The organism is Paenibacillus sp. FSL H7-0714, assembly GCF_038003765.1.
In the GTDB taxonomy this organism is placed as follows: domain Bacteria; phylum Bacillota; class Bacilli; order Paenibacillales; family Paenibacillaceae; genus Paenibacillus_AQ.
On sequence record NZ_JBBOPT010000001.1, the window covers coordinates 1,849,650 to 1,869,307 of the forward strand.

The window sequence follows — 19,658 nt, forward strand, 5'->3', positions numbered from 1 at the left end:
TGTCGTAAATTGCAAATAAATGATGAAAATATAACTAAAATTTATTATAATGAAAGCTATTACATTAACGTACAAAAGTAGGGGATACATATTTCAAGCACTAACGATACGCTAAATACGGAGGTTTGGCACCGTAGAATCTTAAAAGGTTATTGGATGGTAGTTATTCTTTTATTGTTCTCACAGTTGCTGTTTTTGTCGAATATTGACCGACTTCAAATAAAAACAACCATGGACACGAATCTATGGCACTTATTTATTGCTTGTAATTTACTAATTGTGGTCCTTATGATTACTGCGGAGCTGTGGCTTCGTTATAGTAAACAATCCCCTAAATATGGGGTGGTTAGTTGTGGGTTTTTAGTGTCCTACCTTATGTATTTTGTATTAGAGCCTTTTGTCGATGGTGCTCAGATGACGCTCATGATGCCGATTATGGTCGCTCTTATTTATTTTGATCGTAAGCTCCTGTATCTAATGGGACTATTTAGTATTGTGTTTTATGCGGGAGTATATTTCGGGTTGGAACGGCCATTCCTACATAAACCGCTGCTTGAATTCTTAATAGTAGAGTGTGTGTTTATAATATTTGTAGGGATGGCTCTTGCTGTAATTATTCGTGCGCGGGAAGCGCGTGTAAATCTGGAGAGATTAACGAAGGAAGGCCAAGATCTAATGGTGGAGAGGGCTATTTCGGATAAGCTGCTGAAGATAGATGCACTCACTGGACTATATAATCATAAAACCTTTCATGAATATTTGGATTCATTATTGGAGCAATGTGAAAGCAACAACCTTCAACTACAGCTGGCGCTCTTCGATATAGATAATTTTAAGCAAGTTAATGATACCTACGGACATAGGGTTGGGGACCTTGTTCTTAAGGTAATTGCGGACAAGGTGGGCGGTATGATTGAGTTAAATGATTTTGCGGCTAGGTATGGCGGTGAAGAATTCGCTGTGATTTTTACAGACAAAAGTTTTTCAGAGTCTTATGAGGCTGTAGAAAAATTACGGATCAATATTGCTCAAATCGAGCATTTGCAGGCTGGGAATAAGCCGATTACTGTCAGCATTGGAATTTGTGATTATCAGCTTGGGGATGGGAAAGAGCTTCTTTTTCGTAAAACGGACAAAGCGCTCTATACCGCTAAAAAGCAAGGTAAGAACAGAGTGGTCAATTGTGTTGAGAGTCATGAAGCGGAGATTGTGTCATAAGGATAAAAACAACACAGAACCCTTATTACCGGAAAAGAACCGGAAATAGGGGTTCTGTGTTATGAATAGCTTTCGTTACTTTGCTGCCTCAAACGGCGTGGATACCGGCAAAAATAAATCGACAATACCGATGACCAACGCCGCCAGGATAGCTCCTAGAATGGAAACACTGACCCCACTCACTACGAATTGAGCGACCCAGATGACTAATGCACTAACGATGAAACCGACGATACCGCGCCCGAAGGGCGTTGCTTTTTTGCCGAAGATTCCTTCGACAACCCAGCCGAGTAACGCAATCACCAGTGCAAGGATTAGAGCGCTCCAGAAGCCACCAACCGAGAACTGTGGAACAATCCAACTAACGACCATCAGAACAAGCGCTGCTACAATAAAACGACCCACATGACTCAAGAAATTCACTGTACTAACCTCCTTTGGCCCAAGCTAAGGATATGTGCAGTTCTTATTGTGACCTTAATACTTGTTTTTATGCTTTAACCGATACCAAATAGCGAAATTGGCTTGAATTCTGTATAATGGAAACATCTATGAAGGGAGCTGTGACTGTAATTGGACGACAAAATTTTGCATACGCTTGAATATCGCAAGATTTTAAATAAATTAATGCAATATACGCAAACCTCAATGGGGCGAATGACTGCGGAGCAACTAAGACCGTCCGGTGATTTTGAAGGTGTAAAGAAGCTACTTCAAGCCACGGACGAAGCGGCTAATGTAGATCGTCTGAAGGGTATTCCTTCATTCGGCGGGATAAGCGATATTCGAGCAGCACTAAAACGTGCCTCTATAGGTGGAATGTTGGGAACAACTGAACTGTTGGCAGTGGGAACTACCATTGGCGGCGCACGAAGAGTCAAACGATTCCTGGCAGCTATGCATGAGGAGGAGAAGATTGAATTCCTATTTTCACTCAGCGATGTTTTATCGGAGCAAAAACATGTAGAAGATGCCATCCGTTTATGTATAGACGAGAACGCAGATGTACTTGACACAGCTAGCTCTGAATTAGCTACGATTCGCCGTGAATTGCGCGGAGGAGAGACCCGAATTCGTGAGAAGCTGGATTCCATGATTCGTTCTTCTTCCGTTGCTAAAATGCTGCAGGATCAGCTGGTAACCATTCGTGGAGATCGGTTTGTTATTCCTGTAAAAGCGGAGTATCGTGCGCATTTCGGTGGCATTGTACATGATCAGTCCGGATCAGGAGCCACTTTATTTATCGAGCCTGAGTCCATTGTGGCCATGAATAATAAGCTGCGTGAAACACGGCTGCGTGAAGAACGGGAGATTGAGATCATATTGCATAGGTTGACAGCGCTTGTAGCTGATATAGCCGAAGAAATGACTTATGATATCGATATTCTTGGCGAGCTTGACTTTATCTTCTCCAAGGCGCGTCTTGCCCGAGATATGAAGGCTACACAGCCTCGTATGAACGATCGTGGGTATTTGAAGCTGCGCAAAGGACGCCATCCGCTTATTCCCGCGGAGCATGTTGTTCCTCTGGATGTGGAGCTCGGCAACCAATATAGCTCCATTATTGTAACCGGACCGAATACGGGTGGTAAAACCGTTACACTCAAGACCATTGGACTGTTGAGTCTCATGTCGATGTCTGGGTTGTTCATCCCTGCAGAAGAAGGCAGTCAAATGTGTGTGTTTGATGCCATTTATGCAGATATAGGCGATGAACAGAGCATTGAGCAGAGTCTGAGTACATTCTCCAGTCATATGACGAATATTATTTCCATTCTGCGGAGAATGACTCCCAAGAGTCTTATTCTGCTTGATGAAGTGGGTGCAGGAACGGATCCGGCAGAAGGGTCCGCGCTGGCGATTGCCATTCTGGAACATATTCACCGGACTGAATGCCGTATGGTCGCTACCACGCATTATAGCGAATTGAAAGCTTACGCTTATGAGCGTAAAGGGGTCATCAATGCCAGCATGGAATTCGATGTCCAAAGTCTCAGCCCTACCTACCGTTTGCTGATTGGTGTTCCTGGACGAAGCAACGCCTTTGCAATTGCAGAGCGATTAGGTCTGCCAGGTGCGATTCTGGAGCATGCACGCGGCGAAGTGAAGGAAGAGGATCTACGTGTAGAGCATATGATTGCCTCTCTCGAAGAGAATCGACTTGGAGCGGAACAGGAACATGAGCGAGCAGAGAGTATCCGTCGCGAAGTAGAGGAATTACGCAGCAGACAGCAGCAAGAGCTGGAGAAGCTGGAAAGTCAGCGAGACAAACGACTGGAGAAAGCTGAGAAAGATGCCAGCGCAATCTTGGAGAAAGCGCGTAAAGAAGCTGAGGAAATTATCAGTGATTTACGCCGCTTAGCTATGGAAGAAGGCGCTTCAGTCAAAGAGCATAAGCTGATTGAAGCACGGAGACGTCTAGACGAAGCCGAACCTTCACCGCGTAAGAAAGCCGCTACTCGTAAGCCTGCTAAGACTCCGCGGACGATTGGTCCTGGTGATGAAGTGAAAGTAGATAGCTTAAACCAAAAAGGTTTTGTAGTGGAATTAAGCGGCTCTAAAGAGGCTTTAGTACAGTTTGGGATCATGAAGATGAAGGTAAGCCTGGATGATTTGGAACTGCTCTCTTCGAAAGCGGCCTCTGTACCAACGCCCCTTCGGCAGGCGACAACCGTTAAACGCTCCCGTGATGAGAACATTCGTAGAGAACTGGATTTGCGAGGTACGAATTTGGAAGAAGCGATTATGGAGACGGATCGTTTTATTGATGAAGCCTTCTTAGGAAATCTGGGCCAAATTTCTATTATTCATGGTAAAGGCACAGGTGTGCTCCGCACAGGAATTCAAGAATATTTGCGTAAGCACAGACATGTTAAGAGCTATAGGCTTGGAAATTATAATGAAGGCGGCGCAGGCGTAACCGTGGCTGAGCTGCAATAGCGGGATTGCCCGGCAGAAAGAAGGGAAAAGTGTGCAAGGAGATATTGATCTTTTGCTGGGTCATCCGCTAGGTGCCTTGCTTGGTTACTTTGCAGTAGCAATTCTTGGGCTTGTTGTATTTCTGTCTATTTTTGAAATGGTAACGAAATATAATTGCTGGGAAGAAATTCGCAAGGGGAACTTGGCAGTAGCCATGGCTACTGGTGGCAAAATCTTCGGAATTTGCAACGTACTGCGTTTCAGCATTGAATCAGGTGTTTCGATTTATGAGACGATGAAGTGGTCGGTCGTCGGTTTTTTGCTGCTGCTGCTTGCCTATTTTTTATTTGAATTCCTAACCCCAGTGTTCTCTATTGATGAGGAGATCGCTGCAGATAACCGTGCTGTTGGGCTAATAGCGATGCTGATCTCGGTTTCGTTGTCTTATGTGATCGGTGCAGCTATATTTTAAAAAATAGAAAGTTTTGCACCTCCCTACAAAGGATTCCAGATGAAGCTGGACAAGCTTTGAAATGAGCAGCTCCACTTTGTGGGGTATTAGGAGGATATCATGAAGATTCTTACCCGAGTTCTGTTTGTGTCAGCTATTGCTTTTATAGCAGCCGGTATTATTTATTTAATGATGAACTAAATTTAAACGTGGAGTATGAAGGAGATTATTAAGATGGAAACAACTGTATGCCCTTGGTGTCATACCGAAATCGTATGGGACGAGGAATTCGGACCCGAGGAAAATTGCCCTCACTGCAACAATGAACTTAACGGATATCGTACAGTTACTGTAGGGATAGACGGCATTGAAGAAGAGGAAGAAGAAGTTGTAGAAGAACCTAAACAAGAGGTTATTAATGATGATGATCTTTGGGGAGACGTCGACAAAGACAGTGTAGTTCCTATTTACAACACGCTCAACCAATTCGGTGACGATTATGATTTGAATAAGTATGAAGAGCGTGTATCGGGCATCTTAGCGATTCAGGAAGAAGCTCCGGAATGTACACAATGCCATGAGTTAACTATCCTTGCTGGTAAACAGCTTGTTAGCAACTTCGAGCCGTCTGCACCGGCTACACTAGGTGGACCTGTACTAACATCTCCATTCTCCCTTAATGTGTATGTGTGCCCGTCTTGTTTCCATGTACAGCACAGTCTAGCGCAGGAAGATCGTATTCAGCTCGTACGTAATCTGAGTACCGATAAAGCATAAGCATCCTCATAAAAAGCTTAGTCCTCTTAATGAACAAAAGGGGACTAAGCTTTTTTTAAAAAACCTCAATATTGCTTATTCACGTCCGTTTTCTAAGAAGGAGAAGGTTTGGCTGATCGTGTCAATGAGAATAGATCAAGCTCCGGCCGATGTTTACCCGCAATCGTATCTGTTAATAACTCTGCAGCAATCATGCTGTACACCGTCCCATTGCCTCCATAACCCTCGATGAAGTAACAATGAGGGTACTTGGGATGAGGGCCGATATAAGGAAGCCCATCACGCGTAGAGCCGAATACAGCACCCCAGGAGTATTCTATCTCAATGCCTTTGATCTCAGGAAATAAAGCTTCCAGCTCTTCCAATAACCTTTGACTTTGTGAAATCACTCTGATATCACGGCGCTCTGGATCCGTCAACGGTTCATCTTTTCCTCCTGCAATAATACGTCCCTCCGGTGTTGTCCGAAAATACAAATATGGACGGGCGGTTTCCCAGAGGAGGCTCCGCTCATGCCACTTGGGGAATTCCTTCAGAGGTTTGGTCATCACTGCATACGTATTGATCAGCTCAGCGCCTCGGTCTTTTTTAAACTCCTGCGTTTCATAACCCATTGCAAAAATAACCTTCTTCGCAATAATACGTCCGTTCTCTGTGTGGCAAATTACTCCATCTTCAGTAAACTCATACTGTTTAGCCTCGGTCTGCTCATAAACGTGTACACCATTCATTGCTGCCTTGGCGATCAGGCTGTGAACTGTCCGGAAAGGGTTCGCTTCTGCATCACTGCGTGAATAAAGTGCAGCAGGTTTAGAAAAAGAATACACCGAAGCAATTTCATCCTCTTCCCAGAAATCAGAATCGAATCCGTGAGCAACAAGATTCTTATATTCTTCTCGCAGAGCAGGTACATCATCTGGTGTACTGGCATATAGAAGGCTGCTGCGAGGAATGATCTGGGGATCGATATCGAGCTTGGCTCGCAGATCCAAAATATTTCTAACCCCTGTTTGGCACAGCTGATAAAAGAGCAAGCCGCTCTTTTCTCCAAACGTGTTCATGCATGAGGTTAACGATTTGTCGTTAGATATCTGAAGTAAACCAGTATTGGCATGTGAGCTTCCGCTTCCGACGCGTCTTTTTTCGATCAGAACAGCCTCAGCTCCGCTTAAAGACAAGCGATAGGATGCCATTGCTCCACCCATTCCAGCCCCTACAACCAGGCAATCACAGTGAATGGTATCCTCTAGCGCAGGATAAGTTGGTGGGTCTTGTAAAGTACTTCTCCAAGGTGGGGTGCCGCTATTTAGTCTCATGAAAATGATCGCTCCTTCATTTGTTCCATAATTTAGTATGGGCGGCATTTTACCGTCTCATTCGCAGCATGTTCTTATTTTTGTCATAACTCTCTAGTGCTGTTGGGCAAATAAATGGTGTGCTTTGGCGGTATACTAAAGCCTGTTTGGATCAACTACAAGGAGGGACTACAACTCATGCAATCAATGCAAATGCAGGCACTAAGTGGAAAAGAATTGGAATATATCGCAGACTCCATCTCTAATGAGGACTTGCTTCTTAAGCAATGTGCGGCTACCGCCGCGACAACGCAGAACGAGCAGGTCCGACAAGTTTGTTTGCAGCATATCCAAAATCACACGCAGCACATGGATACACTTACTCAGTTACTCCAGCAGCATCAACAGTACGCACCAACAAGCCCACAATAATTGCATTATTAATCTTAAGGAGGGTATAAAATGAACGCACAGAATCCAGCAGCATTTATGCCAGATGAGGATTTAATGAACACCATTTTGTGTGATTTGAAGCGGACGGTTCGTGAGTATACGACAGCTGCTACGGAATCGGCATGTCCAGCGGTTCGCCGGGTCTTTAATGAGATGACTATGAACACGCTTCGACTTCAGGGCGATCTGTATACGCATATGTCCCAAATGAATATGTATCCTGAGCCTGCAAAAGCATTGCGCCAAGATGTGGACAAGCAGCTTCAAACTGCACAGCAATTGCAACAAAAATCAGGTCAGTTCGTGCAGCAAAAAACAGGACAAACTGGATCTATTGCTCACAATGCGAACAGCCACCTTCATTCGAATGGACAACATCAACCGTCTCATTTAATGTAACCAAGATGGTTAGCGGATGAAGCATCCTGCCACATAACCTTAAGGCTGACGCCCGTTTATACCGAGAGCTCCGGTATAAACGGGCGTTTTTTGTATAAAAATCCATTTAGCTGAGTAAACCTAGTCTTCTATGCGGATATCATATGGGGTTATTTTGTTTGCAGAGATGCTCAATTCATGTCATATTAGTATTAAACTCTTTTCGCGGGGCGACGCATGAATAGCGCAACGTCATTTGCGAACTATCCGGAGGGAAGGCATGAAGGAAATGAACGAACTAAAGAGGAAAGTGCTGGAACTGCTTAAAGAGGACGCGAGAAGATCTACTGCACTCTTAGCTACGCTGCTTGGCGAGGAAGAAGAAGACGTAAAGACGGCGATTGGGCAATTAGAGAAGGACCATGTAATTGTTAAGTATGCAGCCGTTGTAAACTGGGATAAAGTCGATGACGAGAAAGTGACAGCGCTGATTGAGGTACAGATTACACCCGAACGGGGTCGCGGATTTGAAGGCATTGCCGAGAGAATCTACCTGTATCCACAAGTGAAATCCGTTTATCTGATGTCAGGTGCTTACGATCTACTGGTAGAAGTGGAAGGCCGAAACTTACGTGAAGTGGCCAATTTTGTTTCCGAGAAGCTGTCTCCAATTGATTCAGTACTCTCAACTAAAACGAATTTTACCCTTAAAAAATACAAACAGGATGGGATCATCTTCGAGGAGCATGAGGAAGACAACCGTCTGATGATCTCTCCATAAAGGAAGTAATCATATGATCACGAATAAAACGCAGCTAACTGGAGAAGACAGCAAATCAATGAATTCTTATTTGGCCCCGCTGGTACAGCAAATTCAGCCTTCGGGTATTCGTAAGTTTTTTGATCTGGCTGCAGGCAGCAAGGATATCATATCACTCGGAGTCGGGGAACCTGATTTCAAGACCCCGTGGCATGTCAGAGAAGCTTGTGTCTATTCGCTGGAAAGAGGATTTACAGGCTATACATCCAACGCAGGAATGCCTGAACTAAGGGAGGGTATTGCGAACTATTTGCACACCCGTTTTGCAGTGGAGTATGATCCTGCCAATCAAATTATAGCAACGGTCGGCGGAAGTGAGGCTATCGATCTGGCTCTGCGCGCTTTGATCACGCCGGGCGATGAGATCCTCATACCAGAACCTTGCTATATTTCTTATTCGCCGATAACGGCTATTGGTGGAGGTATTCCTGTAGGTATCGAAACCATCGGAGAGAATGACTTTAAACTTACTGCAGAGAGTTTGGAAGCGAAGATTACTCCACGCTCCAAAGTTCTAATTCTGTGCTACCCGAGCAACCCAACGGGAAGTGTTATGACCCGAGAGGATTGGGAGCCGATCGCCAAGGTTGTAGAGAAGCATGATCTTATTGTAATTTCGGATGAGATCTATGCGGAATTAACGTATGGAATTAATCATGTCAGCTTTGCCTCATTGCCAGGTATGATGGACCGTACGATTTTGGTCAGCGGTTTCTCCAAGGCTTTTGCCATGACTGGATGGAGAATGGGTTATGCTTGTGGTCACCCTGATTTGATCTCCGCTATGCTTAAGATTCACCAGTACACTGTGATGTGCGCTCCTTCGATGGGCCAAGTGGCTGCACTTGAGGCACTGACCAATGGGATGGAAGAGAAGGATCGAATGGTCGATTCTTATAACCAACGGCGGAGGCTGATTGTTAAGGGTTTGCGTGATGCGGGACTGGAGTGCCATGAACCACAAGGTGCATTTTATGCTTTTCCAAGCGTGCGCAAAACAGGACTGACATCTGATCAGTTTGCACAGCGATTATTGCTTGAATATAAGGTGGCAGCTGTACCTGGAAGTGTCTTTGGTTTAGGTGGTGAAGGTTACTTACGCTGCTCCTATGCTACATCAGTAGCTCAACTGAATGAAGCTATTGAACGCATTGGTGCTTTTGTCACACAACTGGAACGAGAGAGAATGGAATAGAGAAAATTGGACTATAGCCTATCCTATAATCCTATGGTATTATTTTACTTTGAGAGTAATTAACCCCTATAATAGAACTAACAAGGACGTATTTTACTCTGGAATTAAGCGTTGCTTTGAAGTTGCTTTTATTACTTTAATGACATTTTGTGGCACGCGCTCAATAATACTTTTAGGAGGGATGATTGTGCTTAGTGCCGATTATTACTTACCTTCCTATGGAGGGCAGTGTTTTTCTGGAAGTGGGAAACTGTCCCCCAAGGGTGATGCTTCTGCTCGCATGCTCTCTCTGGAAGATGAAATTAGAATACTCCGTAGCAAAATGGAGCAGCTTTTTTTGCAGGAAAAATCATTCACTTCAGATAATGTGATTGAAATTAGCAGTTTACTGGATCTCAAGATAAATGAATACATGAAGGGGCGTCCAGTTGGAAAATAACGTCGCTACATGCTGTTGAAGAGGACCCTAGGGTCCTCTTTTTGTTGTTCCTTTAAGCTCACACATCGCAACATTGCAGTCACACTTGGAGAGAATATGCCTATACTCTTCATTTGCCATTTTTATATAAGAAAGCTTAAACTAGCATTATGTGATTTGAAGATGGATAGGAGGAGTAAGCCATGGTGATCTATACACGCACGGGTGATGCGGGTCAAACTTCAGTGATTGGCGGCCGGGTTGGTAAGGACGATGTCCGAGTTGAAGCTTACGGAACGATCGATGAACTGAATTGCTTTGTAGGTCAGGCAAGGAGCCTGATGGAGGACGATCAGTTTGATGATGTACGCGAGCAGCTGCTGGAAATTCAGCATGAGCTATTCGATTGCGGAACCGATCTGGCTTTTATTAAGCTAGGTGATGGTGGTCAATATATGGTAACAAGTGAGATGGCTAAACGGTTGGAGGGCTGGATTGATGAGCTTCAAGCAGAGAATCCACCACTAGAAAAATTCATCCTCCCTGGGGGCAGTCCGTTGGCTTCGGTTCTACATGTGTGCCGTACGGTTTGCCGCCGGGCGGAACGCCGGGCAGTTACACTTGGACGAAATGCAGACATTAACCCGGAAGCGGTTATTTATTTGAACCGGTTATCCGATTATTTCTTTGCACTGGCTAGGACGGCTAATACACGGGCAGGGATTACTGATGTAGAATACATTCGCAGTAAAAAGGTGTTCCGAGACTAATATGACTAGCTATTATTCACCAATTACTTACATTATACCGCCAGAAGAGGATGACTGGTTGCTGAAGACGATCCTGCATAAACGGATGGATGTCTCACGTAAATTGTTGTCACGCCTTAAGCAAACAGAACAAGGGATTACATTAAATGGAGAGCGTGTTTATATCAGCGTACATGTTAAGGCAGGCGATATTGTACAGATTCGCATGGAAACAGAGACTTCGGATGATATTTTACCGCAGCCGATTCCCTTTGAAATTCTATTTGAAGATGAGCATCTGCTCGTAGTAAACAAGGCAGCAGGGATCATCGTGCATCCCACACACGGACATTACACTGATACGCTGGCTAACGGAGTAGTTCATTATTGGGCGCAAAAAAATGAACGTTTCCGCTTTCGACCCGTCCATCGTCTGGACCAGGAAACCTCCGGTGTGTTAGTCATCGCCAAGAATCCGTATAGCCATCAGCATATTTCTGAGCAGATGATTGCGGGTACAGTGGACAAACGTTATGCTGCATTTGTTCATGGGGCTCCTGTGGAGCCTTTCGGCGATATCGACGGACCTATTGACCGTGATCCTGAGGAGCCGCATCGACGTATCGTGACACCGGATGGTTATCCTTCTCTGACTCGGTATGAGGTTAAAACCGTATACGCACAAGGTTCAAAAGTTGAACTGAAGCTGGAGAGTGGTCGTACTCATCAGATTCGGGTCCACATGACCTCTATCGGCTGTCCTTTGATTGGTGACAGCATGTATCGTCATGAGCTGTATAATCTACCGGAATTGACTTTAACTCAAAGTGAACAGTTGGAGTCCGTTGCAGCACTAGATGCCTCCATACCACGTCAAGCACTGCACGCGGTGCGTCTGACGTTCAAGCATCCGGTGCTGCTGCAGGAAATGATCTTTGAAGCTCCTTTGCCGCCTGATATGGCGGCCTTGGAGAATGTATTGGAGCAAGGCCCGAAAGCGAATTTGAGGTAAAAATTATCTTAGTGATGTTAGCGAGAGGGCGAATTGGTTCTGGAGAAACGGAGTGTTCGCCTTTATCCTCGGATTTCATCCGCAACAAGCGGACTAAATCAAGAAATCTGAGGATAACAGCGATCGGAAGAATAATTTGCCAGCGTAGCGCACTCATCACTACCATTAAAGGAGAACAACATGAGCAAACTAAAAGTATATCAATATCCAAAATGCAGCACCTGCCGCAGTGCAGTAAAATGGCTACAAGCTCAAGGTCATGAGCTTGAGCTTCAAAACATCGCAGAACAGCCGCCTACCGTTGAGGAGCTGCGAGAATTGCTGGCCAATAGCGGACTTGAACTGAAAAAGTTTTTTAATACAAGTGGTGAAGTCTATAAAGCATTGGGTATTAAGGACAAAATGTCACAGCTTAGTGAGCAGGAGAAGCTTGAGCTGCTCGCGAGCCATGGTATGCTAAATAAACGTCCGATTGTCACTGATGGTGTTAAAGTTACGGTAGGCTTTAAAGATGATCAATATGCTGAAGCTTGGAGCAATGCTTCCAAAGTATAAATCCGTAAAGGGGATGTCCCAACAGTCATTTCATGGCTGTTGTGGCATCCCTTTTTGGATATCTAGGAAAATCACAAAAGACCAAGATTCTATAATATACTTATATTTCTCGCTTAAGCTTACCGCCCTTGCAAGGGCACCGATGGTTTTTTTACTTGTTAGTTTCAAAGGATAAGAATAAGCTCCCATATGTGTAACTATATGATCCCTTATCAGATCATGTATTTTCTGATAGAATACTCTTTGTGCAATAACATGGACAAGCGCTTAATAACAATACAATGAACGATTAAGGGAGAGGTTTATACATGAGAGCAGAAACAACGGGCCGTGTAATGCTTGTAGATGGAATGGCTCTGCTGTTCCGGGCCTTTTATGCGACCTCTTATGGAGGATATATTCGCAAGACAAAAGCTGGATTGCCGACGAATGCGGTGTATGGTTTTTTGCAGTATTTTTTCGATGCGGTAAGCACATTTGAGCCTTCTCACGTCGTATGCTGCTGGGATATGGGCAAAGGAACGTTCCGCACCGAGAAATACGATGGATACAAATCGAATCGGATTGAAGCCCCGTTAGAGCTAATTCCTCAGTTCGATCTAGTAAAAGATGTAGTAGCTGAGCTTGGGGTGCCGAATATTGGACTTGCAGGCTATGAAGCGGATGATTGCATTGGTACGCTGGCTTCTTGTTACAGTGAAAACTCTGAGGTATATATTTTGACGGGTGACCATGATATGCTTCAGCTCATTGATGAGAATGTTAAGGTCGTCATTATGAAAAAGGGACGCTCTAACTATAAAGTGTATGACCTTGCAGAATTGCTGGAGGAAAAGGGTCTAACGCCTAGACAGGTGATTGACCTGAAAGGCTTTATGGGCGATACCAGTGATAATTATCCCGGCGTAAAAGGGATTGGTGAGAAGACTGCGCTGAAACTGCTGACCGAATACGGAACAGTTGAAGGTGTAATTGAGAATTTGCATCTGCTCCCTAAAGGCGTGCGTACCAAAATCGAAGCAGATCTGGATATGCTGCATTTATCGCGAGAGCTAGCGGAAATCCGTTGCGATGTGCCGGTGGTCTGCGAGCTGACGGAAGCCTTGTGGCAACTACAACGGGAAACAGCTGCGCGCAAATTTCAGGAGCTAGAGTTCGGCAGCTTGATGCATTTGATTGCTGAGGTGCAGGACGAACGAGGAATTGTACAGATTGAGTTAGGCGATTTGGGTTAAGATCAGACACCCTTCAATGCAAAGATGCATGGAGGGTGTTTTGTTAAACTATAAGAACGTATAAGTTTCACATTATACATTATCCTTATCTTTCTCTCTTAAACGCCTATTGCGTCCTTATAAGGACGCAATAGGCGTTTATACTTGTTGTGATAGCGCTTCATTCGACGTATAATTAGGGCTGGTGATTGCTTTTTTTAATGATATTATTCATTTGTGTATGGGTAGCGTTTCAACTTCTAACTAGAGAAAGGGAGAGAATTGCTGTGAAGCTATTGGGAGCGATTGAAGCAGGCGGAACAAAGTTTGTATGTGGGATTGGTTATGAGGATGGTACCATTGTTGACCGAGTTAGCTTTCCGACAACAACACCGGAAGAAACGATGGGACTAGTAATAGACTATTTTAAAGAGAAGAATGTAGAAGCATTCGGAATCGGATCTTTTGGACCGATTGATCCCGTACTGGACAGCCCTACTTATGGTTACATAACAACGACACCAAAACCTCACTGGGGACAATATAATCTGGTAGGCACAATGGCTGAGCAATTTAACGTTCCGATCGGCTTTGACACGGATGTGAATGGTGCAGCGCTTGCGGAAAGTAAATGGGGAGCGGCTAAAGGTCTGGACAGCTGTCTTTATATTACGGTTGGGACAGGCATTGGAGCAGGAGCGGTTGTTGGTGGCCAGATGGTCCATGGATTGTCACATCCTGAGATGGGACATATTCTAGTTCGTAGACATCCAGAGGATACGTTTGAGGGTTACTGTCCTTATCATGGCGATTGTCTTGAAGGATTAGCCGCAGGTCCGGGGATCGGCAAACGCTGGGGACAACCGGCAGGAGAGCTACCAGTGGACCATCCGGCTTGGGAAATGGAAGCTCACTATCTTGCACATGCACTCATGAACTATGTGCTGATTCTGTCTCCTCAAAAAATCGTAATGGGCGGTGGTGTTATGAAGCAAAGCCACCTGTTCCCGTTAATTCGCACTAAGCTGCAAGAGTTATTGAGCGGATATGTTCAGCATCCATCGCTTAATATTGACATCGATAATTATGTTGTCTCACCAGGTCTCGGAGACAATGCAGGGCTTGCTGGAGCGATTGGATTGGCTACATTAGCTCTAGCTAGAAACTAGTATAAAAAGACATTGACTGTTCGGTAATATATGGTATTCTAGGATCTAACAGTATAGCATTTAATGAGGGAGCACCTCTTTCGCGTTTATCGTGAGAGAGGTGCTTTCTTGCGTTCGGGGTCTGATTGAGAAAGGATTTGTTCGCTCCGAAGGAGGCTCTTCCCAGAAGGTTATTGTGCTTGCTGTAATGTTGAGAAAGGTAGGGATGAATATGCAAATTGTGTTTATGAACCGTTTATCCAGAATATCTGGAGTGGATCAAGAGGTGTACGCCCAGCTGTGGATTGGAGAGGAAGAGGGGATCTGGAGTTTGGGCTGGCGTGATTTTTCAGGTGGGGAGAATTACATTGAGAATTTGTGGTATGAAGGTGGTTCATGGAATGAGATGCTCTGTGTATACAGGCATGAGCTAGCAGTGAAGATGGGAGATGGCTATCGACCCTTAATCGATGGGATATTCCACGAGGAGGATAGTCTTACTGGGCGTAATCAGGAGCAGCTGAAGCTTCAATATTACAGCGAACATTATGGGAATGAAGCCATTTATGAAGAGTTATGTGCTTGGCGCCGTGGTAAGGCTTCGAGTGAACGGAAGGCGCCCTATATTCTCGCTAGTAATCGTCTGTTGCGCTTGTTAAGTACATTTCTACCGCATACGCCAGAGGAACTGATGCAAATTCCGGGTGTGGGAGAAGGCAAGATAGCGCAGTTTGGGGCTGATTGGCTGGCTATAACTACTGCGGTGGCAAGGGAACATTCCTTCCCTCTAAATTGGGTGCATGAAGTAATTGAAGAGGAGTCTTTCGTATCTTGGCTTTATAAACAGAAAGAAGTCAAATATAAGAAGCAGCTAGAACGACTGCGCTTGCGGAGGATTTTGCTGCAGGGGATCGAGAATGGGTTGGGCTTGGAACAGCTTAAGGTGAATAGTGGAGTGAACCGGCGTGAACTGATTGAAGCGGTAGAGGAGCTAGAAAGAGAAGGTTATTCTGTCGAGAAGCTGATCCATGTAGAGCTTGGCAATATGCCGCAGAGTGAGCAGGATGCGATATGGAATGCCTATGTGGAGCTCGGGGATCTTTTCCTAAAACCGGTGTTACATAAGGTGTATGGCGACGACTTTTCCGCTGCTGAAGGATTGGATATTTATTATGAGCGTCTGCGATTGATACGCATCCGTTTCCGTCGAGAGCATACGCATAAAGTGGGCATGGCGACCAGCTTTTAAATTTGCGCATACCAAAAAGACGAAGGCTTCCTTATACCTTACGGTTACAGGGCCTTCGTCTTGCTTATTCGTCCGGTTCGTTTCATAGCCATTCCTTCTTGCGGAAAACATAGAGCATCCCACAGCCTAAAGTCAACATGATGCCTATAACGCCATAATAGCCATATTTCGTATGAAGCTCGGGCATATGATCAAAGTTCATACCGTAGATTCCGGTAATTACGGTCAGGGGCATGAATATTGTTGTGATCGCAGTAAAGACTCTCATAATTTCATTCGCGCGGTTGGCGATACTGGATTGGTATGCCTCTCGTAAGTTGCCCATGAGATCGCGATACGTCTCAAAGGTTTCAGATATTTTAACCGCATTTTCATAAATGTCGCTAAAATATTTCTGCAGCTGATCATCAATCAGACGGAGGTCTTTTTTATTTAGGGTATTGATCACTTCTTTTTGTGGCCCCAGCATTTTCTTCAACCATAGAATTTCACTTCGCAGACCGATAATTTCACTAAGATGTGACTTTTTGGTATGCATGAGGATATCTTCTTCCAGCTTCTCAATCCGAGCTTCAATTCGGTCGCCGACGGAGAAATAGTTATCAACGACAAGGTCAATTAGCAAGTAAAGGAACATATCCGGTTCACTTACTTCTTGCTCCCAGAGCATAGGCTTCAGGATTCGTAGTTCATTGATCTTTTGTTTCGTGACAGTGATGATGTAATGTCTTCCAAGGAATACATTGAGTGCCCGTAGGAAAATTTCTTCATCGTCAAAGCGAATGCTATTTACAACAATAAAGTAGTGACTTTCGTATATTTCGATCTTTGGACGCTGATCCTCTTCGCTAAGGCAATCCTCAACAGCAAGATCATGTAGGTTGAACAAGGGCTGAAGCAGCTCCAAATCCTCAACATCGGCGTCAATCCAATAGAACCCTTCCGTTGGGGGTGTTAGTGTTTCATCAAGTTCATCAATAGGTGTAAAAACCCCTGCATTTACCAGCCGGATTTTCATCTGATTTCACTCCTCCTATCCCCAGGTCTTCACTAGGGACTGCTAAATTAAGCACAGAGAAAAAAATCAGCTTGGCCGGCGGTACAATCAATACATAGGGCCAAATGACGTTTCGAGGGCATGAAGAAGAACTGCTCCCGCCGCCGGCAAGCTGATGATTATCCTGTGTGGTTGCTCATTCTGTACACATATTTGCGAGCTCGGGTCGCCTTCCATCCTTCTTCTCACCTCTTCTTTTCGTTCAGGTATGAAATACTTGTCTAGTATAACAACGGAGTATGCCTCTTTCAAGCAAATTTATTGTGATTTTGAGGCTTCTTCAGCATTGTATGGACTTGACGAAAAGGAGGTTCATGATTTAAAGTGAATTTTAAAGTAATTTAATTGAATACAGCTAAATCTTATCAAGAGCAGGTGGAGGGACTAGCCCTATGAAACCCGGCAACCGGCGTGTAAACGCACGGTGCTAATTCTTGCGGAATTTCTGCAGACGTCTAATCGTCTTCAGGAACATTCTGGCAGATGAGAGAGGCGCATATGACTGTAGATATGACCTTTCTCGATTTCCGAGGAAGGTCTTTTTATGTTCAGCAAGCCGCAGTGCGGCAAAATAACTAAATTCAGCTAAGGAGTGGAAAGACAATGCCAATTAAAATTCCCGACAGTTTACCGGCGAAAGAAGTACTATCCGGAGAAAATATTTTTGTGATGGACGAAAGTCAGGCTTTCCATCAGGATATCCGTCCACTACGGATTGCTATTCTGAACCTCATGCCGACTAAAGAGACGACAGAGACTCAATTGCTGCGTTTAATTGGAAATTCGCCACTACAAGTTGATGTTACTTTATTGCATCCGCGTTCCCATATTTCCAAGAATACTTCTGCTGAACATTTGAAGAGCTTTTACAAAACCTTTGACGAGATCAGCCACCGCCGTTTGGATGGTTTAATCGTTACAGGTGCTCCTGTAGAACAAATGGAGTTCGAGGAAGTATCGTATTGGGAAGAACTGAAAGAGATTTTTGAATGGAGCAAGGACAATGTGACTTCAACCATGCATATTTGTTGGGCGGCACAGGCAGGCTTATATCATCATTTTGGTGTTCGTAAAGTGGCATTGCCTGAGAAATGCTTTGGCGTCTTCGCTCATACGATTAATCAAAATAACATTAAACTGTTGCGCGGCTTTGACGAGGTATTCCATGTACCACACTCTCGTCATACCGATGTCTCCCGTGAAGATATTGAGAATAACCCAGATCTGCAGATTCTGGCGGAATCCGAAGAAGCTGGTATGTATCTAGTGGCTACAAACGACGGTAAACAAATATTTGTGACCGGACATTCCGAATACGATCCCCTATCCTTGAAATGGGAATATGACCGTGATGTGTCTAGAGGGATGGAGATGGCTTTGCCGAAACATTACTTCCCTAAAGATGATCCAGAACGTACACCTCCAGCAGTGTGGCGTGCGCATGCCAATTTATTATTCTCTAACTGGCTCAATTACTATGTATATCAAGAAACGCCTTATGATATCGACCCGATTGTTTATTAATAATAGCGCTACAATATAAATTAGGAGGCATTAATCATGGATGACAAACTTAGGATTGAAAGTAGACTGGCTCAAATAGGTTCTCAAGAAGATCCTGCCACAGGAGCAATTAATTTTCCGATTTATAATGCAACGGCATTTCGTCATCCAAAACTCGGTCAAAGCACAGGGTTTGATTATAGCCGCACCAAGAGTCCGACCCGTTCAGTGCTTGAGAATGCAGCTGCGGAACTGGAATCTGGAGATGCAGGATTTGCTTGTAGCTCAGGGATGGCAGCGATACAAACAGTGCTTACCTTGTTCGCTCAAGGCGACCATCTGATCGTTTCGCTGGATCTTTACGGCGGTACCTATCGTTTGTTGGAACGGATTATGTCCAAGTTTGGAATCACTGCTTCTTATGTAGACACGAATGATTTGGATGCACTGGAAGCTTCGCGTCGTCCAAATACGAAAGCTGTATTTATTGAAACGCCAACGAATCCACTTATGATGATCACGGATATTGAAGCCGTGTGCACTTGGGCACGTCACCATGGGTTACTTAGCATTGTAGATAATACGCTGCTGACTCCATTCTTCCAACGGCCTATAGAATTAGGTGCGGATATTGTAGTTCATAGCGCTACTAAGTATTTGGGTGGTCATAATGATGTACTGGCAGGCCTGATTGTATCCAAGGGTGTAGAATTATCAGCTGAATTAGCTATTCTACATAACTCTATTGGCGCCGTGCTCGGACCAACAGACAGTTATCAGTTGATGAGAGGCTTGAAGACATTGGCGCTGCGTATGGAGCGTCACGAAAGCAATGCACTAGCGATCGCTCACTACTTATTAGAGCATCCAGCGATTGCGGAAGTGTTCCATCCAGGATTGCCTGATCATCCAGGACATGAAATCCAGAATCGTCAATCTTCAGGCAATACCGGTATTTTTTCTTTCAAATTAAAAGATGCCAGATACGTAGAGCCGCTTCTTCGTCATATTCGTCTTATTGCATTCGCAGAAAGCTTGGGCGGCGTAGAGTCACTTATGACTTATCCGGCTGTACAAACACATGCTGATATTCCTGTGGAGATTCGAAATGCTGTGGGTGTAGATGATCGTTTGCTGCGCTTCTCCGTCGGTATTGAACATGCAGAGGATTTGATTGCTGATCTTGGCCAAGCACTAGAGGCCGCTAGGGCAGAAATTGAGTCCAAGTAACAGGAAGAAATGTTCAA

Annotated in this window: 20 protein-coding genes and 1 riboswitch; of the genes, 17 read left to right on the forward strand and 3 right to left on the reverse strand. The window is 44.6% G+C overall.

The features are described from left to right. The first annotated feature begins 156 nt into the window (after positions 1–156). Positions 157–1,218 (forward strand): GGDEF domain-containing protein, encoded by a 1,062-nt coding sequence (locus NST34_RS08120; RefSeq protein ID WP_341061545.1) that lies wholly within the window; start codon positions 157–159, stop codon positions 1,216–1,218. A 75-nt stretch (positions 1,219–1,293) separates the two neighbouring features. Here the strand turns inward: NST34_RS08120 and NST34_RS08125 are convergent, their stop codons facing one another. After that, on the reverse strand, positions 1,294–1,641 hold the full coding sequence (locus NST34_RS08125) for a phage holin family protein (RefSeq protein ID WP_042186173.1): 348 nt from the start codon (positions 1,639–1,641) through the stop codon (positions 1,294–1,296). A gap of 150 nt (positions 1,642–1,791) precedes the next feature. Here NST34_RS08125 and NST34_RS08130 point away from each other — a divergent pair, with 150 nt between their 5' ends. The 3 genes from NST34_RS08130 to NST34_RS08140 all read left to right on the forward strand — a co-directional run bounded on the left by NST34_RS08130 (position 1,792) and on the right by NST34_RS08140 (position 5,365). Then, on the forward strand, positions 1,792–4,158 hold the full coding sequence (locus tag NST34_RS08130; RefSeq protein WP_341125840.1) for an endonuclease MutS2: 2,367 nt from the start codon (positions 1,792–1,794) through the stop codon (positions 4,156–4,158). 31 nt (positions 4,159–4,189) lie between these two features. After that, positions 4,190–4,609 (forward strand): DUF350 domain-containing protein, encoded by a 420-nt coding sequence (locus NST34_RS08135; RefSeq protein WP_042125581.1) that lies wholly within the window; start codon positions 4,190–4,192, stop codon positions 4,607–4,609. Between the two features lie 213 nt (positions 4,610–4,822). Continuing rightward, positions 4,823–5,365 (forward strand): hypothetical protein, encoded by a 543-nt coding sequence (locus tag NST34_RS08140; RefSeq protein ID WP_076284226.1) that lies wholly within the window; start codon positions 4,823–4,825, stop codon positions 5,363–5,365. A gap of 92 nt (positions 5,366–5,457) precedes the next feature. Here NST34_RS08140 and NST34_RS08145 read toward each other — a convergent pair whose 3' ends face one another. Beyond that, positions 5,458–6,681, reverse strand: a complete 1,224-nt coding sequence (locus NST34_RS08145; protein ID WP_341125839.1) for an NAD(P)/FAD-dependent oxidoreductase — start codon at positions 6,679–6,681, stop codon at positions 5,458–5,460. 177 nt (positions 6,682–6,858) lie between these two features. Between NST34_RS08145 and NST34_RS08150 the strand changes: the two genes are divergently transcribed. The 11 genes from NST34_RS08150 to NST34_RS08200 all read left to right on the forward strand — a co-directional run bounded on the left by NST34_RS08150 (position 6,859) and on the right by NST34_RS08200 (position 15,851). Then, positions 6,859–7,092: a spore coat protein gene (locus tag NST34_RS08150; protein WP_042186181.1), complete on the forward strand. Its 234-nt coding sequence runs from the start codon at positions 6,859–6,861 to the stop codon at positions 7,090–7,092. 30 nt (positions 7,093–7,122) lie between these two features. Beyond that, complete coding sequence (locus NST34_RS08155; RefSeq protein ID WP_341127536.1) at positions 7,123–7,512, forward strand: spore coat protein; 390 nt, start codon at positions 7,123–7,125, stop codon at positions 7,510–7,512. A 259-nt stretch (positions 7,513–7,771) separates the two neighbouring features. After that, positions 7,772–8,272, forward strand: a complete 501-nt coding sequence (locus NST34_RS08160) for an Lrp/AsnC family transcriptional regulator (protein WP_042125589.1) — start codon at positions 7,772–7,774, stop codon at positions 8,270–8,272. A gap of 13 nt (positions 8,273–8,285) precedes the next feature. Next, a complete protein-coding gene (locus NST34_RS08165) occupies positions 8,286–9,506 on the forward strand; it encodes an aminotransferase class I/II-fold pyridoxal phosphate-dependent enzyme (protein WP_042186187.1) in 1,221 nt (406 codons plus the stop codon). 181 nt (positions 9,507–9,687) lie between these two features. Next, positions 9,688–9,945, forward strand: coding sequence for an aspartyl-phosphate phosphatase Spo0E family protein (locus NST34_RS32095; protein ID WP_149645943.1), 258 nt, complete (start codon positions 9,688–9,690; stop codon positions 9,943–9,945). A gap of 182 nt (positions 9,946–10,127) precedes the next feature. Continuing rightward, a complete protein-coding gene (locus NST34_RS08175; protein WP_042186191.1) occupies positions 10,128–10,694 on the forward strand; it encodes a cob(I)yrinic acid a,c-diamide adenosyltransferase in 567 nt (188 codons plus the stop codon). A 1-nt stretch (position 10,695) separates the two neighbouring features. Continuing rightward, positions 10,696–11,685, forward strand: a complete 990-nt coding sequence (locus NST34_RS08180; protein WP_341127537.1) for an RluA family pseudouridine synthase — start codon at positions 10,696–10,698, stop codon at positions 11,683–11,685. Between the two features lie 180 nt (positions 11,686–11,865). After that, positions 11,866–12,240, forward strand: coding sequence for an arsenate reductase family protein (locus NST34_RS08185; protein ID WP_341127538.1), 375 nt, complete (start codon positions 11,866–11,868; stop codon positions 12,238–12,240). A gap of 308 nt (positions 12,241–12,548) precedes the next feature. Next, positions 12,549–13,475, forward strand: a complete 927-nt coding sequence (locus NST34_RS08190) for a 5'-3' exonuclease (RefSeq protein ID WP_042186207.1) — start codon at positions 12,549–12,551, stop codon at positions 13,473–13,475. 266 nt (positions 13,476–13,741) lie between these two features. Then, the gene (locus NST34_RS08195) at positions 13,742–14,623 is read left to right on the forward strand and encodes an ROK family protein (RefSeq protein ID WP_076284221.1); all 882 of its coding nucleotides are present in this window, start codon (positions 13,742–13,744) and stop codon (positions 14,621–14,623) included. Between the two features lie 211 nt (positions 14,624–14,834). Next, positions 14,835–15,851: an HRDC domain-containing protein gene (locus NST34_RS08200; RefSeq protein WP_076284420.1), complete on the forward strand. Its 1,017-nt coding sequence runs from the start codon at positions 14,835–14,837 to the stop codon at positions 15,849–15,851. Positions 15,852–15,933: 82 nt separating this feature from the next. Here the strand turns inward: NST34_RS08200 and corA are convergent, their stop codons facing one another. After that, positions 15,934–16,869 (reverse strand): magnesium/cobalt transporter CorA, encoded by a 936-nt coding sequence (gene corA, locus NST34_RS08205; protein ID WP_341127539.1) that lies wholly within the window; start codon positions 16,867–16,869, stop codon positions 15,934–15,936. 398 nt (positions 16,870–17,267) lie between these two features. Then, positions 17,268–17,398, forward strand: a riboswitch (SAM riboswitch). A 113-nt stretch (positions 17,399–17,511) separates the two neighbouring features. Here corA and metA point away from each other — a divergent pair. Together metA and NST34_RS08215 are read left to right on the forward strand one after the other, a co-directional pair. Next, positions 17,512–18,432, forward strand: coding sequence for a homoserine O-acetyltransferase MetA (metA, locus tag NST34_RS08210; RefSeq protein WP_076284219.1), 921 nt, complete (start codon positions 17,512–17,514; stop codon positions 18,430–18,432). 36 nt (positions 18,433–18,468) lie between these two features. Beyond that, positions 18,469–19,641 (forward strand): aminotransferase class I/II-fold pyridoxal phosphate-dependent enzyme, encoded by a 1,173-nt coding sequence (locus tag NST34_RS08215; RefSeq protein ID WP_076284218.1) that lies wholly within the window; start codon positions 18,469–18,471, stop codon positions 19,639–19,641. The last annotated feature ends 17 nt before the right edge of the window (positions 19,642–19,658 follow it).